This is a genomic window from Rhizobium sp. K102, from assembly GCF_022385315.1.
Classification (GTDB): Bacteria; Pseudomonadota; Alphaproteobacteria; order Rhizobiales; family Rhizobiaceae; genus Rhizobium; species Rhizobium croatiense.
Genome location: NZ_CP092436.1, coordinates 1,297,008 through 1,310,850 on the forward strand (window position 1 = coordinate 1,297,008; position 13,843 = coordinate 1,310,850).

Annotated in this window: 16 protein-coding genes and 2 riboswitches; of the genes, 9 read left to right on the forward strand and 7 right to left on the reverse strand. The window is 62.4% G+C overall.

The annotated features are described in order from the left end of the window. Window positions 1-11: 11 nt before the first annotated feature. On the reverse strand, window positions 12-1,148 hold the full coding sequence (gcvT, locus tag MHI61_RS12240; RefSeq protein ID WP_239792206.1) for a glycine cleavage system aminomethyltransferase GcvT: 1,137 nt from the start codon (window positions 1,146-1,148) through the stop codon (window positions 12-14). A gap of 76 nt (window positions 1,149-1,224) precedes the next feature. Next, window positions 1,225-1,305, reverse strand: a riboswitch (glycine riboswitch). 3 nt (window positions 1,306-1,308) lie between these two features. After that, a riboswitch (glycine riboswitch) is annotated at window positions 1,309-1,397 on the reverse strand. Window positions 1,398-1,555: 158 nt separating this feature from the next. Between gcvT and MHI61_RS12245 the strand changes: the two genes are divergently transcribed. Together MHI61_RS12245 and MHI61_RS12250 are read left to right on the forward strand one after the other, a co-directional pair. Next, complete coding sequence (locus MHI61_RS12245; RefSeq protein ID WP_239792207.1) at window positions 1,556-1,936, forward strand: hypothetical protein; 381 nt, start codon at window positions 1,556-1,558, stop codon at window positions 1,934-1,936. Window positions 1,937-2,009: 73 nt separating this feature from the next. Further along, window positions 2,010-2,972, forward strand: coding sequence for a copper chaperone PCu(A)C (locus tag MHI61_RS12250; RefSeq protein ID WP_239792208.1), 963 nt, complete (start codon window positions 2,010-2,012; stop codon window positions 2,970-2,972). 78 nt (window positions 2,973-3,050) lie between these two features. Here the strand turns inward: MHI61_RS12250 and MHI61_RS12255 are convergent, their stop codons facing one another. Further along, complete coding sequence (locus tag MHI61_RS12255; RefSeq protein WP_097583869.1) at window positions 3,051-3,317, reverse strand: hypothetical protein; 267 nt, start codon at window positions 3,315-3,317, stop codon at window positions 3,051-3,053. A gap of 120 nt (window positions 3,318-3,437) precedes the next feature. On the opposite strand from MHI61_RS12255, the gene crcB reads away from it, so the two are divergent. The 7 genes from crcB (at window position 3,438) to MHI61_RS12290 (ending at window position 9,086) form a co-directional block, all read left to right on the forward strand. Next, window positions 3,438-3,815 (forward strand): fluoride efflux transporter CrcB, encoded by a 378-nt coding sequence (gene crcB / locus MHI61_RS12260; RefSeq protein WP_239792209.1) that lies wholly within the window; start codon window positions 3,438-3,440, stop codon window positions 3,813-3,815. Between the two features lie 94 nt (window positions 3,816-3,909). Then, window positions 3,910-4,902, forward strand: coding sequence for an RluA family pseudouridine synthase (locus MHI61_RS12265; RefSeq protein ID WP_097583867.1), 993 nt, complete (start codon window positions 3,910-3,912; stop codon window positions 4,900-4,902). Beyond that, window positions 4,899-5,552: an HAD-IA family hydrolase gene (locus tag MHI61_RS12270; protein WP_239792210.1), complete on the forward strand. Its 654-nt coding sequence runs from the start codon at window positions 4,899-4,901 to the stop codon at window positions 5,550-5,552. Before MHI61_RS12265 ends, MHI61_RS12270 begins: the two co-directional genes overlap by 4 nt. A 9-nt stretch (window positions 5,553-5,561) precedes the next feature. Further along, a complete protein-coding gene (locus tag MHI61_RS12275) occupies window positions 5,562-6,347 on the forward strand; it encodes an ATP12 family chaperone protein (protein ID WP_239792211.1) in 786 nt (261 codons plus the stop codon). A gap of 67 nt (window positions 6,348-6,414) precedes the next feature. Beyond that, on the forward strand, window positions 6,415-6,873 hold the full coding sequence (locus tag MHI61_RS12280) for a hypothetical protein (protein WP_239792212.1): 459 nt from the start codon (window positions 6,415-6,417) through the stop codon (window positions 6,871-6,873). A 148-nt stretch (window positions 6,874-7,021) separates the two neighbouring features. Beyond that, on the forward strand, window positions 7,022-8,554 hold the full coding sequence (locus MHI61_RS12285) for an acyl-CoA carboxylase subunit beta (protein ID WP_239792213.1): 1,533 nt from the start codon (window positions 7,022-7,024) through the stop codon (window positions 8,552-8,554). Between the two features lie 139 nt (window positions 8,555-8,693). Next, window positions 8,694-9,086, forward strand: coding sequence for a DoxX family protein (locus MHI61_RS12290; protein ID WP_097605108.1), 393 nt, complete (start codon window positions 8,694-8,696; stop codon window positions 9,084-9,086). 47 nt (window positions 9,087-9,133) lie between these two features. On the opposite strand, the gene sugE is transcribed toward MHI61_RS12290, so the two are convergent. The 5 genes from sugE to MHI61_RS12315 form a co-directional block, all read right to left on the reverse strand. Further along, entirely contained in the window at window positions 9,134-9,448 is a 315-nt protein-coding gene (sugE, locus tag MHI61_RS12295) for a quaternary ammonium compound efflux SMR transporter SugE (RefSeq protein ID WP_010026457.1), read from the reverse strand. 157 nt (window positions 9,449-9,605) lie between these two features. Continuing rightward, window positions 9,606-10,073 (reverse strand): YaiI/YqxD family protein, encoded by a 468-nt coding sequence (locus MHI61_RS12300; protein WP_183838040.1) that lies wholly within the window; start codon window positions 10,071-10,073, stop codon window positions 9,606-9,608. After that, complete coding sequence (locus MHI61_RS12305) at window positions 10,070-10,555, reverse strand: GNAT family N-acetyltransferase (protein ID WP_239792214.1); 486 nt, start codon at window positions 10,553-10,555, stop codon at window positions 10,070-10,072. The genes MHI61_RS12300 and MHI61_RS12305 overlap by 4 nt, the downstream gene beginning before the upstream one ends. After that, complete coding sequence (locus MHI61_RS12310; protein WP_239792215.1) at window positions 10,555-11,682, reverse strand: S-(hydroxymethyl)glutathione dehydrogenase/class III alcohol dehydrogenase; 1,128 nt, start codon at window positions 11,680-11,682, stop codon at window positions 10,555-10,557. The genes MHI61_RS12305 and MHI61_RS12310 overlap by 1 nt, the downstream gene beginning before the upstream one ends. A gap of 91 nt (window positions 11,683-11,773) precedes the next feature. Next, window positions 11,774-13,783 carry an acetyl/propionyl/methylcrotonyl-CoA carboxylase subunit alpha gene (locus tag MHI61_RS12315; RefSeq protein WP_239792216.1) on the reverse strand — a complete coding sequence of 670 codons (2,010 nt, stop codon included), beginning with the start codon at window positions 13,781-13,783 and terminating at the stop codon, window positions 11,774-11,776. Window positions 13,784-13,843: the final 60 nt, after the last annotated feature.

Consider the following 13,843-nt stretch of genomic DNA (forward strand, 5'->3'; position numbering starts at 1 on the left):
AAAACAGGGTTTCAGCGTTTGTAGGTCGGCGTAACGAAGGGCAGGGCAGAGACGGTGACGGGCAGGAACTTGCCGCGTACCTCGGCATAAACCTGCGTGCCGGCCGCAGCATGAGAGACCGGCACGTAGCCCATGGCGACAGGGCCTTCGACGCTGGGGCCGAAGCCGCCCGAGGTGACTTCGCCGATTTCGGTCTGGCCCTCGGCATCGGCATAGAGCTTTGCATGGCCGCGCACCGGCGCCTTGCCTTCCGGCTTCAGGCCGACGCGGCGGCGGGCAGCGCCGTTTTCGAGTTCGGAGAGAATGCGGCCGGAGCCCGGGAAGCCGCCGGCGCGTGCGCCGCCGGCGCGCCGCGCCTTCTGCATTGCCCATTCGAGCGCTGCCTCGACGGGCGAGGTGGTCGTGTCGATATCGTTGCCATAAAGGCAGAGGCCGGCTTCCAGGCGCAGCGAATCGCGGGCGCCGAGGCCGATTGCCTGGACGTCCGGATGTTCGAGCAGCCGCATGGTGACATCCTCGGCCTTGTCTGATGGAATCGAGATCTCGAAGCCGTCCTCGCCGCTATAGCCGGAGCGCGAGACCAGACAGGAAACGTCATGCAGGCGGCAGTGGCGCACGTCCATGAATTTCATCGCAGCGACGTCGGCCCAGAGTTCGGCGAGAACCGCGACTGCGCGCGGCCCCTGCAGCGCGATCAAAGCGCGGTTGAGAAGGGTGATGTCGCACTGGTCGCCGATATGGGCCTGCAGATGGGCGAGATCGGCCTCCTTGCAGGCGGCGTTGACGACGACGAAGAGGTGGTCGTCGAGATGGGCGATCATCAGGTCGTCGAGAATGCAGCCGGTGTCGTCGGTGAAAAAGCCGTAGCGCTGGCGGCCTTCGGCAAGGCCTAGGATGTCGACCGGCACCAGGCTTTCGAGCGCCAGCGCCGCATCCTCGTAGCGGCCCGACTTCGCCTTCACGATGACCTGGCCCATGTGGGAGACATCGAAGAGGCCGGCCTCAGTGCGGGTATGAAGATGCTCCTTCATCACGCCTGCGGGATATTGCACCGGCATGTCGTAACCCGCGAACGGCACCATGCGGGCGCCGAGCGAAAGATGCAGGGCATGCAGCGGGGTTTTCTTCAGGGCAGCAGTATCGTCCAAAAGACGCCTCCGGGGTTTGCGCCTTCTCGCGAAGGCGCGGGCTCAAATCTGAAGGCGCGGCTGCGCACTTCTCTCCTGAGCCCCCTCTGTCCCTTTGCCTGAGATTGTTATCCCTTCGGCGAGCGTTTCGAGAACGCTTCTCTCCAGAGTTCCGTCTGCCCCTTGCTGGTCCTTTGGCCTGAGAGTTTCCGGGGCGGTTGCTCCTTCGGCACCGGTGGCGAAAGCACCGGATTCTCCCAACAGGGTTGGGCGCAATTATCCGGCGGGCGTAGCGCTTGGCAAGGCCAAATGTCGTGACCGGACAAATTTTTGTCGCCATAGTCAGGTCCGGCCGCCAGCTGCGGCAAATCTGCTTTTGCAATCCAAGGGGAAACCGGCTATCGCGACATGCTGTTGAAGGGGATCTCATGCGGCAGAACGGACTGAAAGCAACGCTCTTTCTGCGCATGCTTTGCGCCTTGAGCTTGGCTTTGCTCGGATTTGCCCATCAGGCGCCGCAGGCTGCCGCTTCCGACGGTTATGACGCCGCCGCCTATGTGCTGCCCGACGGCAGCTTTGCCTCGCTCTGCGTCACCGTGAGAGACACCGGCGGCAAGACCGTCGCCTTCAAGCCGAATTGCGAGGCCTGCCGGCTGTCGGCCTCGGTGATCCTGCCGACGCCGGATGCGGGGTCCTGGCTCGAGCGCAAGCTCGCCTCGCTCGGCAATGCGCCGATCGAGATCGCCGCCTTTGCCGGTGCCAGCGCCGTCAGCCGGGCGAATTCGCGCGCGCCTCCGTCCCTCATCTGATCTGCCTCCGCAACCCATGACGCAGCATGCCGGTCCGCCCAAGAGAAGTCCGCGGCCGGCGAGGAGATATCCGATGAAGACTATCAAGACTTTTGCGCTTGCCGCGCTTCTTTCCGCAACCGCCCTTGCCGGGGCCAAGGCACATATGACCTTCCTCAACAAGGAGGCGACGCAGGAAACCACCATTCTCGCCACGCTGCAGCTGCCGCATGGTTGCGACGGCAAAGCGACCACCGAAGTGCGGGTCAAACTCCCGGAGGGCTTCGTCTTCGCCAAGCCGCAGCCGAAAGCTGGCTGGGAGCTCGAAGTGATCAAGGGCGACTACCAGAAGACCTACGACAACCACGGCGACAAGGTAAAGGCGGGCGCGATCGAGATCCGCTGGAAGAACGGCAATCTCTCCGATGATTTCTACGACACCTTTGTCATCCAGGGGAAGGTATCGGGCGTCGCGGCGGGTACGTCGCTGGCCTTTCCGGTGATCCAGATGTGCGGCGACGCGGTTGCGGCCTGGGATCAGGTGGCAAAGGACGGCAGCGACCCGCATGGGATGAAAAATCCGGCGCCGCTCCTGAAGGTCGTTGCCGGGGATAGCCATGGTCACGATCACGACATGGCCGGCATGGCGGCTGCGGTGCCGGCCGGCGAAACGGTCGAGGCGGGGGATCTTGAAATCTCGGGCGGTTTCGCCAAGGCGATGCTGCCCGGCCAGCCGGTCGGCGGCGGCTTCTTCACGGTGAAGAATAGCGGCCAGGCGGACGATCGCCTGGTGTCGGTCACCTCGCCGATATCAGGTGAGGTTCAGATCCATGCGATGGAAACGAAGGACAATGTCATGCGGATGCGGCAGCTGAAGGATGGCATCGCCATCGCTGCGGGCGAAACCGTCAAGCTCGAGCCCGGCAGCCTGCATCTGATGTTCCAGAAGGTGAAAACGCCGTTTAAGCAGGGCGATAACGTGCCCGTGACGCTGACCTTTGAGAAGGCCGGCAAGGTCGACCTGGTGCTGCAGGTGCTGTCGGCCCAGGGCAAGTGAGAGCGCAGTCCAGGAGCCCGCGGCCGTGCTGTGGGCTCTTCTTAACCCAGGTATGGCTTCGTTCGGAAAGCTGTTGCCTCAGACGTCTTCATAGGATTGCAGCGCCTGCTTGAGGCCAGTCTGCGGCTGGCGGTTGCCTTTGGCCATCAGGTCGAGCGCCACCTCCGTCGATTGAATGATGCTGGAGGGCTCCTCGGCCTGGTCGGGGCTTTCGGCCTTCAATTGCCGGTCGGCAATGCGCTTTGCATCACGCGCTGCCGTGCTCGTTGCTACACGCTGCGGGATCCTCAGCGATTCGAAGGCAATGGCGGCGGTGTTGGCCGATATGGACAGGAGTTGCGTCATGCCGTCACGGTAGCGGCATGGCCTTGGCGCTATCGTAAGAAAATCATTGGCATTTTACCGAGTGGCAGGAATTCGCGCGATTCCATTGGAACAGCTGCCGAATTGCGGTAAATCCGGCTTATGATTCAGGCTTTCCTTGTCGCCCTCGGCGGCGCGATCGGTTCCGTTCTCAGATATTACGTCGGCCAATGGGCGCTGAGGCTCATGGGGCCTGCCTTTCCCTGGGGCACACTCGCCGTCAACGTGGTCGGCTGCTTCGTCATCGGCGTCTTCGCCGAACTGATCGCACGCAGGTTCAACGCCTCAATGGAGCTGCGCCTCTTGCTGATTACCGGCTTTCTCGGCGGCTTCACCACGTTCTCGGCCTTCTCGCTCGATGCGATCTCCCTGTTCGAGCGCGGCGAGGCCGTCGCCGGCGGGATCTACATCGCTGCAAGCGTCGGGCTTTCGATGGTGGCTGTCATATCAGGGCTCGCCGTCATGCGCGCTTTTGCCTGATTTCGATTCCGGTTTCCGTTTTGTGTGAAAATGCTCTAAAGGCTCCGGCAAGAACGCCGGCTCGGCCCGTGCGGCAATTTCCGAAAGATCGACTATGGCTGGCATAGAACATATCAAGGTTGAACCCGACGAAGCCGGCATGCGGCTCGATCGCTGGTTCAAGGTGCATTTTCCCGGGCTCGGCTTCGGTCCGCTGCAGAAGCTGCTGCGCTCCGGACAGGTGCGCGTCGACGGCGGTCGTGTCAAATCGGACGCGCGCGTGCAGCCTGGCCAGACGGTGCGCGTGCCGCCGCTCGATGTCGATGCGAAGCTGAAATCCGGTCCGATCGCCGGCAAGGATCTCAAGCATTCCAGCGATTTCGAACTCCTGTCGCGCATGGTGCTGCACGAGGATGAAAAGGTGATCGTCCTCAACAAGCCCCCCGGGCTTGCGGTGCAGGGCGGCTCCGGTGTCGCCCGGCATATCGACCAGATGCTCGAAGCTTGGATCAGTCCCAAGGGCGAGAAGCCGCGGCTCGTCCACCGCCTCGACCGCGACACGTCAGGCGTGCTCGTCATCGCCCGCACCCGCGGCGCCGCACAGAAGCTGACCGCCGCCTTCCGCGAGCGCGATACCAAGAAGACCTACTGGGCACTGGTCAAGGGCGTGCCGCGCAAGCACGAGGACAAGATCTCGACCTGGCTCGTCAAGGAGCCAACCGCCGATGGCGATCGCATGCGCATCGCCAAACACGGTGAGGACGGCGCCGATCATGCGATTTCCTTCTACCGCGTGCTGGAGACGGCGGCGCAGAACCTCGCATGGCTGGAGATGGAGCCTTATACCGGTCGTACCCACCAGTTGCGCGTCCATGCCCTGCACATCGGCCATCCGATCATCGGCGATCCGAAATATTTCGACGACGATCCGAACTGGGATTTTCCGGGCGGTATCCAGAAGCGTCTGCATCTGCACGCGCGCCATATCGATATTCCGCACCCTTCCGGCGGTCGCCTGCGCGTCAGCGCGCCGTTGCCGCCGCATATGGTGCAGACCTGGAACCTCCTCGGCCTCGATCTCGCCGGTGCTGAAAGGGATAGCGAATGAAACTTGCGCTTTTCGATTGCGACGGCACGCTGGTCGACAGCGCCGGGCTGATCCACGAAACCATGCGGCGGACTTTCGATAAATTTGGCAAGCCGGAACCTCGGTTCGAGGACACCAAGGCCATTATCGGCCTGTCGCTGGATATCGCGATCGCCCGGATGCAAGGCAGGCCGCATGTCGAGCAGCAGGACATCGACATGACGGCTCATTACAAATCGCTGTTTACGGTCGTGCGCCAGGATCTTGACTACAGGGAGCCGCTGTTTGCCGGCATCCGCGAGATGATCGACGCGATCAGCGGCCGCGAGGATCTGCTGATCGGGGCGGTGACCGGCAAATCCCGGCGCGGGCTGAAGCTGGTGATGGAGACGCACGGCTTCGACCAGCATTTTGTCGTTGCGCGCACTGCCGACGATTGCCCCTCCAAGCCGCATCCGGCCATGGTGACGGAATGCTGCGACGAAACCGGCATGAATGCGCGCGATGCCGTTGTCATTGGCGATGCGGTTTACGATATGCAGATGGCAAAGGCGGCCGGCGCCAAGGCGATCGGCGTTGCTTGGGGCTATGCCAGCGTGGATGAGCTGATCGCCAATGGCGCCGATGCGATTGCCTATCATCCGAACGAGATATTGCGCCATTTTTCCTGAGGTGAGCCCATGCGCGATCTGCTGAACGATCTTTCCGAAGGCCTGAGCCATCCCGATCCCATCCGCCGGGCGCAGATTCAGATGAAGAAACCGCTGCCGAAGCGCTTCTATGCCGAGGTCGCCGTTGCCGAGCGCGAGGGCGGTTTTGCGATCACGCTCGACAGCAAGATGGTGCGCACGCCGGCGCGGCAGGTTCTCGCCGTGCCGACCGAAGCGCTCGCGCAGCTTGTCGCCGCCGAATGGCAAGCCCAAGGCCAGGAGATCGATCCCGTGACCATGCCGGTGACCCGGCTCGTCAACACCGCGCTCGACGGCGTGGCCACCAATGCGCAGGCGATCTTCGAGGACATTCTGCGCTTTTCCTCGTGCGACCTCCTCTGCTACCGCGCCGACGGACCCGAACTGCTGGTCGAGCGCCAGAGGGAGCGCTGGGATCCGGTAATCGACTGGGCGGCCAATGATCTGGGCGCCCGCTTCATCCTCATTGAGGGGGTGATGCACCACGAGCAGCCGCGCGAGGCGACCGCAGCCTTTGCCGTCACGCTGGCGCGGCATCAGAGCCCGATGGCGCTCGCCGCTCTCCACACCATCACGACGCTGACCGGTTCGGCGATCCTGGCACTCGCCTTTGCCGAGGATCGGGTGACGGTGGAGGAGGTGTGGTCGCTTGCCCATCTCGACGAGGACTGGACGATCGAGCATTGGGGCAGCGACGAGGAAGCCGAGGAGCGCCGCGCCAAGCGCTTTGTCGAGTTCAAGGCGGCGGCGGATGTTTTTTTCGCCCTAAGCGCCTGAAACATATTGCCTTCCCGGGCATTATGACGAAACTGCGACTCCAACGGGGTGGGTGCGGGATTTTGTCATGAATTGGCTGAGGTCGAGTTTTTGCCGGGCCGTACTCGTCTGTATTGCGCTCACGGACTGCGCCAGCCTTTTAGGTCCGAAGCCTGCGCCGCCGCTCTACGATGTGCGCAGCGGCGTCGTTCTCTCCGGACCGAACATGCCGGCCGAACTGCTCTCCGGCATCAACGACCGCGTCAATGCCGCGATCAATGCCACCGTGCGTGATACCGCGCTGCCGCGGGTTGTGCTGACGATCCGCGTGATATCCATCCAGAAAGGCCTCGGCTTCCAGAAGGACCGCAACGTCGCCAAGATCAGCGTCGACGCGGCTTCGGTGGAGGATGGCTCGGTGATCGCCGTCAGCGCCTTCGACGTGACCAGCATGGCCGCCGACCCCAAGCTTGCCGACGAAATCATCGCCGAGGATGTGGCAGCCAGGATACGCTCGGTTTTCTCGCTCAGCGGACGCAGCCGCTAGAACAGGATGATTTTAGGCCCGGTCGGTCTAAAATCTGAATCCTGTTTCAAATTAAAGAGTTAGAGCATGTTGTCGTTCGAAAACGGCTGACACTTTTCGGCATCATGCTCTAGCGCATATCGAACACGCAGGCGGTGAGGGAAATCGCATGAAGGAAATTCTCGAAGAACTGGAACGCCGCCGCGGCATCGCCCGCCTTGGCGGCGGCAAGGCGCGTATCCAGGCTCAGCACGAGCGTGGCAAGCTGACCGCGCGCGAGCGCATCGACCTCTTCCTCGACGAGGGATCCTTCGAGGAGTTCGACATGTTCGTCGAACATCGCTCCACCGATTTCGGCATGGACAAGAGCCGTATTGCCGGCGACGGCGTCGTGACCGGGTGGGGCACGGTCAATGGCCGCACAGTCTTCGTCTTCGCCAAAGACTTCACCGTCTTCGGCGGCTCGCTTTCGGAGGCGCATGCCGAGAAGATCATGAAGGTGCAGGACATGGCGCTGAAAAACCGCGCGCCGATCGTCGGCATCTATGATGCGGGCGGCGCCCGCATCCAGGAAGGCGTGGCTGCACTTGGCGGGTATGCCGAAGTGTTCCAACGCAACGTGCTCGCTTCGGGCGTGATCCCGCAGATCTCCGTCATCATGGGTCCCTGCGCCGGCGGCGACGTCTATTCGCCTGCCATGACCGATTTCATCTTCATGGTGCGCGATACTTCCTACATGTTCGTCACCGGCCCCGATGTGGTGAAAACCGTCACCAACGAGACGGTAACCGCTGAGGAACTCGGTGGCGCCGTGGTGCATACCACCCGCTCTTCGATTGCCGACGGCGCCTATGAGAATGATGTCGAAACGCTGCTGCAGGTGCGCCGGCTGATCGATTTCCTGCCGCTTTCGAACACCGCGCCGCTGCCCGAGATCGAATGTTACCAGTCGGTGACGGAGACCGACGCATCGCTCGATACGCTGGTGCCGGCGAGCGCCAACAAGCCTTATGACATCAAGGAACTGATCCGGAAGGTGGCGGACGAGGGGGATTTCTTCGAGATCCAGGCGAGTTTCGCCGGAAACATCGTCTGCTGTTTCGGCCGCATCGAAGGCTCCACCGTCGGTTTCGTCGCCAACCAGCCGATGGTGCTGGCCGGCGTGCTCGACAGCGACGCCTCGCGCAAGGCCGCCCGCTTCGTGCGCTTCTGCGACTGCTTCAACATTCCGATCGTCACCTTCGTCGACGTGCCGGGCTTCCTGCCGGGCACCGCACAGGAATATGGCGGGCTCATCAAGCATGGCGCCAAGCTGCTCTTTGCCTATGCCGAGGCGACGGTGCCGAAGCTCACCGTCATCACCCGCAAGGCTTTCGGCGGCGCCTATGATGTGATGGCGTCGAAGCATCTGCGTGGCGACTTGAACTATGCCTGGCCGACGGCGCAGATCGCCGTGATGGGCGCCAAGGGCGCCGTCGAGATCATCTTCCGCAAGGATATCGCCGATCCCGAAAAGATCGCCGCCCATACGAAAATGTACGAGGACCGGTTCCTGTCCCCCTTCGTGGCCGCCGAGCGCGGTTATGTCGACGAGGTGATCATGCCGCATTCGACCCGCCGGCGGCTGGCGCGCGGCCTGAAGATGCTGCGCAACAAGGATCTCGCCAATCCGTGGAAGAAACACGACAACATTCCGCTCTGACATTCGAAAATGAATAAAGCCGCCGACTCAGGTGTTTGCCTGCTGTCGAAAAAGTGAACGGATGTCAGCGATCCGTGTGTTCAATCCCTGTCGGGGACGGGCTAACGCTCGGCTGCAATATTTTAAATGGAGAGGTTTTATGTCAAGTTTCGAGCGTCTTTCTGCCTATCAGCCCTATGGGCTGGCCGCTCTCAGAATCATCACCGCGCTGCTGTTCATCGAACATGGCACGATGAAGCTTTTCAGTTTCCCGATTCCGGCGATGGAGGGCTCGCTGCCGCCGCTGATGCTTTTTGCAGCCCTCCTGGAACTGGTCGGCGGCATCCTCATTCTCGTCGGCCTGCTGACGCGTCCCGTCGCCTTCGTGCTGGCCGGCCAAATGGCGGTCGCCTATTTCATGGCGCATGCGCCGCGTAGCTTTTTCCCCGTTGTCAATGAGGGCGACGCCGCGATCCTGTTCTGCTTCGTCTTCCTCTACCTGTTCTTCTCCGGTCCAGGTGCATTTGCCGTCGACAGCCGCAAAACAGCCTGATGATATAGACTGCGGGGCGTTGCAATGCCCCGCAGCGTTTTCTTTATTTAGGCAGTGAGCTTGAGACCGGCGATGCCGCCGACGATCAGCGTGATACAGGCAAGACGGGAGACACTTGCCTCATCGCCGAGCAGCCAGATGCCGAGCAGCACGGTGCCGACCGTGCCGATGCCGGTCCAGACCGCATAGGCGGTGCCGATCGGCAGATGCTTCACCGCCAGGCCGAGCAACACGATGCTGACCACCATGGATATGACAGTCAACGCCGTCGGCAACGGCCGCGTGAAACCATCCGTATATTTAAGGCCGATCGCCCAACCACATTCGAAAAGACCGGCAAGAAAAAGCAGAAACCAGGCCATGCGACTCTCCTTGTTCAAGAGCGAGGCCGTCCCCGCGACATTGCATCCGTCGGGATGCCGCAGTCGTCTGCGATAGCGTCTATATGCGCGAGGGGACGGCTGCGTTCAAGGTGGGAATCCGCATGGCCGCCATGCCACCCGTTTCATGCGGGCGTGATCAGGGCTGCCGGCCAGCCTCCGAGGAGAGGCTCTTGGCGCGGCGGCAGAGGCGATCGAAAGTTTCGAGGAAGCGTGAGCGGTCTTTCGGGCTGAAGGCGGCGTTGTAGCCCTTGCTCTCGCCGGTTTCGCGCAGATGCGCGCCGAGATCGCGCATGGCGCTTGCCATGCCGATATTGGTCTCGTCGAAGACACGGCCCGTCGGGCCGCTGACGAAAGCGCCGGTGGCGACACAGCGCACGGCGAGCGGCACGTCGGCGGTGACGACGACGTCGCCCGGCCCGGCGTGCTCGGCGATCCAGTTGTCGGCGGCATCGAAGGCGTTGGAGACGATGACGTTGTGAACCATCGGATCGCGCGATGGGCGCAGGCCGGAATTGGCGACGAAGGTAACTTCGAGGCCGTGGCGTTCGGCAACTTTCAGGACTTCCGGCTTCACCGGGCAGGCATCGGCATCGACATAGATCATGACAATATCCTTGCCGGCCGGATGGCGAGCTGGCGGACCATATCGATATGGGGAATACCGTCTTCCAGATATTCCTCCGATGCCACGACGAAACCGAAGGCTTCGTAGAATCGGCGCAGATGGGCCTGCGCCGACAAGGCGATGGGGTTTGCCGGATAAAGCCGTTCGCAAGCCGAGATCGCTTCGCTCATCAATGCATCGCCCAGCCGCCTGCCGCGATGGGCGGGCGAGACGACGACGCGGCCGATCTTTGACGGATCCTGCGGCTCGTGCGGTTTCAGAATCCGCGCCGAAGCCAGGAGTTCGCCGCTCTCCATCAGCCGTAGATGCAGGGCATCGATATCCTTGCCGTCGAGTTCGGGATAAGGGCAGTTTTGCTCGACGACGAAGACATCGACACGCATTTTCAACAGGTCGTAAAGCTCCCGCGCGAGGAGCTCATCGACGCTCTTGAGGTCGGCTGTGTAAGTCGTCGAAGCCATCAGTAGACCACCACGCCGCGGATGCTTTCACCCTTGTGCATCATCTCGAAGCCCTTGTTGATGTCTTCGAGCGGCATGGTGTGGGTGATCATCGGGTCGATCTGGATCTTGCCCTGCATGTACCAGTCGACGATCTTCGGCACGTCGGTGCGGCCGCGCGCGCCGCCGAAGGCGGTGCCCATCCAGTTGCGGCCGGTCACCAGCTGGAACGGACGGGTCGAGATCTCCTGGCCGGCGCCGGCAACGCCGATGATGATCGATTTGCCCCAGCCGCGGTGCGATGCTTCCAGCGCCTGGCGCATCACCTTGGTGTTGCCGGTGCAATCGAAGGTGTAGTCGGCGCCGCCGATCAGGTCGCCACCCCGCTTCGTCATGTTGACGAGATAGGGCACGATGTCGTCGCCGACCTCCTTCGGATTGACGAAATGGGTCATACCGAATTTCTCGCCCCAGGCCTTGCGCTCGGGATTGATGTCGACGCCGATGATCATGTCGGCGCCGGCCAGCCGCAAGCCCTGCAGCACGTTGAGGCCGATGCCGCCGAGGCCGAAGACGATGGCGGTGGCGCCGATCTCCACCTTGGCGGTGTTGATCACCGCGCCGATGCCGGTGGTGACACCGCAGCCGATATAGCAGATCTTGTCGAACGGGGCGTCGGGATTGACCTTGGCAAGGGCGATCTCCGGCAGCACGGTGTAATTGGCGAAGGTCGAGCAGCCCATATAGTGGTGGATCTTGTCCTTGCCGATCGAGAAGCGCGAGGTGCCGTCCGGCATCAGCCCCTGGCCCTGGGTCGAGCGGATGGCGGTGCAGAGATTGGTCTTGCGCGACAGGCAGGAATAACATTCGCGGCATTCCGGCGTATAGAGCGGAATGACGTGGTCGCCCTTCTTGACCGAGGTGACACCGGGGCCGACGTCGACGACGATACCGGCACCCTCATGACCGAGAATGGCCGGGAACAGGCCTTCCGGATCGGCGCCCGACAGGGTGAAATCGTCGGTGTGGCAGATGCCGGTCGCCTTGACCTCAACCAGCACTTCGCCGGCCTTCGGGCCGTCGAGCTGCACGGTCATCACTTCCAGCGGTTTTCCGGCCTGCGTGGCCACGGCGGCGCGTACGTCCATTTTATATCTCCCTGACAATATTATTGGGGCTGAGCTTGGCATGGTCGGCGCGCCGCGCTCAAGCGAAAACGGCCGGCCGCGCGGCTTTCTCTCAGTCGAATTCCATGATCACGGCATCGACGGCCAGGCTTTCGCCGGCCGCGGCATTGATCTTCGAAACAACGAGATCGCGCTCGGCGCGCAGCACGTTTTCCATTTTCATCGCTTCGACGATCGCAAGCGTCTCGCCGGCTTTGACCTCCTGGCCCTCGGCAACCGCGATGGCAACGACGAGGCCGGGCATCGGGCAGAGCAGGAGCTTGGAGGTATCAGGCGGCAGCTTCACCGGCATCAGCCTGTCGAGTTCGGCATGGCGCGGCGAAAAGACCTTGGCGGTGACGGACAATCCCTGCCAGTCGATGCGCAGGCCGTTGAGAACGGGACGAATCTGGGCAGTGATATCCCGGCCGCTGACCTTGCCGCTCCAGACCGGATCACCAGGTCTCCAATCGGTGACAACGCTCCGGTTCTCGCCCTCTATCGCCATGTCCATATCGAAGGGGATGGTGACGAGGCCGTCGAGCAATCTGACCTCGACATAGTTTTCGCCGGTCTTGACCTCCCAATGCTCACGCAGCGGGCCGGATGCGGCGCGCAGGCGATCGGCGAAACCTTCGCGGCGGTTCGTCTCGATCAGCGAGGCCGACAGCGCGATGGCAGCAAGCGTGGCCTCCTCCTGCCGGTCCGGCTTCATCGGCGCGAAGCCGTCAGGATATTCCTCGGCGATGAAACCGGTGGAAAGCCGGCCTTCGCGCCAGCGCGGATGTTTCATCAGCGCCGACAGGAAGGGGACATTATGCTCGATGCCGTCGACGACGAAGCCGTCGAGCGCCCGGCCCATGGCGTCGATCGCCTCGCCGCGCGTCGGCGCCCAGGTGCAGAGCTTGGCGATCATCGGATCGTAATACATCGAGATTTCAGCGCCTTCGAAAACGCCGGTATCGTTGCGGATGACGACATTGCCCGTCCGGCCTTCCGCCGGCGGGCGGTAGCGCGTCAGGCGGCCGATCGAAGGCAGGAAATTGCGGTAGGGATCTTCGGCATAGAGCCGGCTTTCGATCGCCCAGCCGTCGAGGCTGACATCCTCTTGGCCGAAGCTGAGCGGCTCTCCAGCCGCGACGCGGATCATTTGTTCGACGAGATCGATGCCGGTGACGAGCTCGGTGACGGGATGCTCGACCTGAAGGCGGGTGTTCATTTCGAGGAAATAGAAGTTGCGGTCGCGGTCGACGATGAATTCGACGGTGCCGGCGCTCTGGTATTCCACGGCCTTGGCCAGCGCCACCGATTGTTCGCCCATAGCCTTGCGGGTCTTTTCGTCGAGGAAAGGCGAGGGCGCCTCTTCGGCCACCTTCTGGTTGCGCCGCTGGATCGAGCATTCCCGCTCGCCCAGATAGACGACGTTGCCATGGGCATCGGCCAGCACCTGGATTTCGATGTGGCGCGGCTCGACGACGAACTTCTCGATGAAGATGCGGTCGTCGCCGAAGGAGCTTTTCGCCTCCGAACGGGCGCGCTCGAAGCCATCGCGGACCTCCGCCTTGTTCCAGGCGATGCGCATGCCCTTGCCGCCGCCGCCGGCCGACGCCTTGATCATGACGGGATAGCCGATGCCGCCGGCGATCGTTTCCGCATGGGCGGCATCGTCGATGATGCCGAGATGGCCGGGCACGGTGGACACACCGGCGGCGTTGGCGAATTTCTTCGATTCGATCTTGTCGCCCATCGCCATGATTGCCTTCGGCTTCGGGCCAATGAAGACGATTCCCTGCTTTTCCAACTCGGCGCAGAAGGCGGCGCGCTCGGAAAGAAAGCCGTAGCCGGGATGCACCGCCTCGGCGCCGGTCGCCTTGCAGGCGGCGATGATCTTCTCGGCGACCAGATAACTTTCGGAGGCTGCGGCAGGGCCGATATGGACGGCCTCGTCAGCCATTTCGACATGCAGCGCATCCCGATCCGCATCCGAATAGACCGCAACGGTCGAAATGCCCATACGGCGCGCGGTCTTGATCACGCGGCAGGCAATCTCGCCGCGATTCGCGATCAGGATTTTCTTGAACATCGAGACTCCACCCAGAAATGCGTTCCGGAGTTTTACGCATAAAACACCGGAACGCACAAT

Bases quoted from the DNA above. Each gene is read 5' to 3' on its own strand.
- MHI61_RS12250 (WP_239792208.1), top strand. From the start codon at position 2,010: ATGAAGACTATCAAGACTTTTGCGCTTGCCGCGCTTCTTTCCGCAACC.
- sugE (WP_010026457.1), bottom strand. From the start codon at position 9,448: ATGGCCTGGTTTCTGCTTTTTCTTGCCGGTCTTTTCGAATGTGGTTGG.
- MHI61_RS12270 (WP_239792210.1), top strand. From the start codon at position 4,899: ATGAAACTTGCGCTTTTCGATTGCGACGGCACGCTGGTCGACAGCGCC.
- MHI61_RS12255 (WP_097583869.1), bottom strand. From the start codon at position 3,317: ATGACGCAACTCCTGTCCATATCGGCCAACACCGCCGCCATTGCCTTC.
- MHI61_RS12280 (WP_239792212.1), top strand. From the start codon at position 6,415: ATGAATTGGCTGAGGTCGAGTTTTTGCCGGGCCGTACTCGTCTGTATT.
- MHI61_RS12315 (WP_239792216.1), bottom strand. From the start codon at position 13,783: ATGTTCAAGAAAATCCTGATCGCGAATCGCGGCGAGATTGCCTGCCGC.
- MHI61_RS12285 (WP_239792213.1), top strand. From the start codon at position 7,022: ATGAAGGAAATTCTCGAAGAACTGGAACGCCGCCGCGGCATCGCCCGC.
- MHI61_RS12300 (WP_183838040.1), bottom strand. From the start codon at position 10,073: ATGATCTATGTCGATGCCGATGCCTGCCCGGTGAAGCCGGAAGTCCTG.
- MHI61_RS12265 (WP_097583867.1), top strand. From the start codon at position 3,910: ATGGCTGGCATAGAACATATCAAGGTTGAACCCGACGAAGCCGGCATG.
- MHI61_RS12305 (WP_239792214.1), bottom strand. From the start codon at position 10,555: ATGGCTTCGACGACTTACACAGCCGACCTCAAGAGCGTCGATGAGCTC.
- MHI61_RS12245 (WP_239792207.1), top strand. From the start codon at position 1,556: ATGCGGCAGAACGGACTGAAAGCAACGCTCTTTCTGCGCATGCTTTGC.
- crcB (WP_239792209.1), top strand. From the start codon at position 3,438: ATGATTCAGGCTTTCCTTGTCGCCCTCGGCGGCGCGATCGGTTCCGTT.
- MHI61_RS12310 (WP_239792215.1), bottom strand. From the start codon at position 11,682: ATGGACGTACGCGCCGCCGTGGCCACGCAGGCCGGAAAACCGCTGGAA.
- MHI61_RS12275 (WP_239792211.1), top strand. From the start codon at position 5,562: ATGCGCGATCTGCTGAACGATCTTTCCGAAGGCCTGAGCCATCCCGAT.
- MHI61_RS12290 (WP_097605108.1), top strand. From the start codon at position 8,694: ATGTCAAGTTTCGAGCGTCTTTCTGCCTATCAGCCCTATGGGCTGGCC.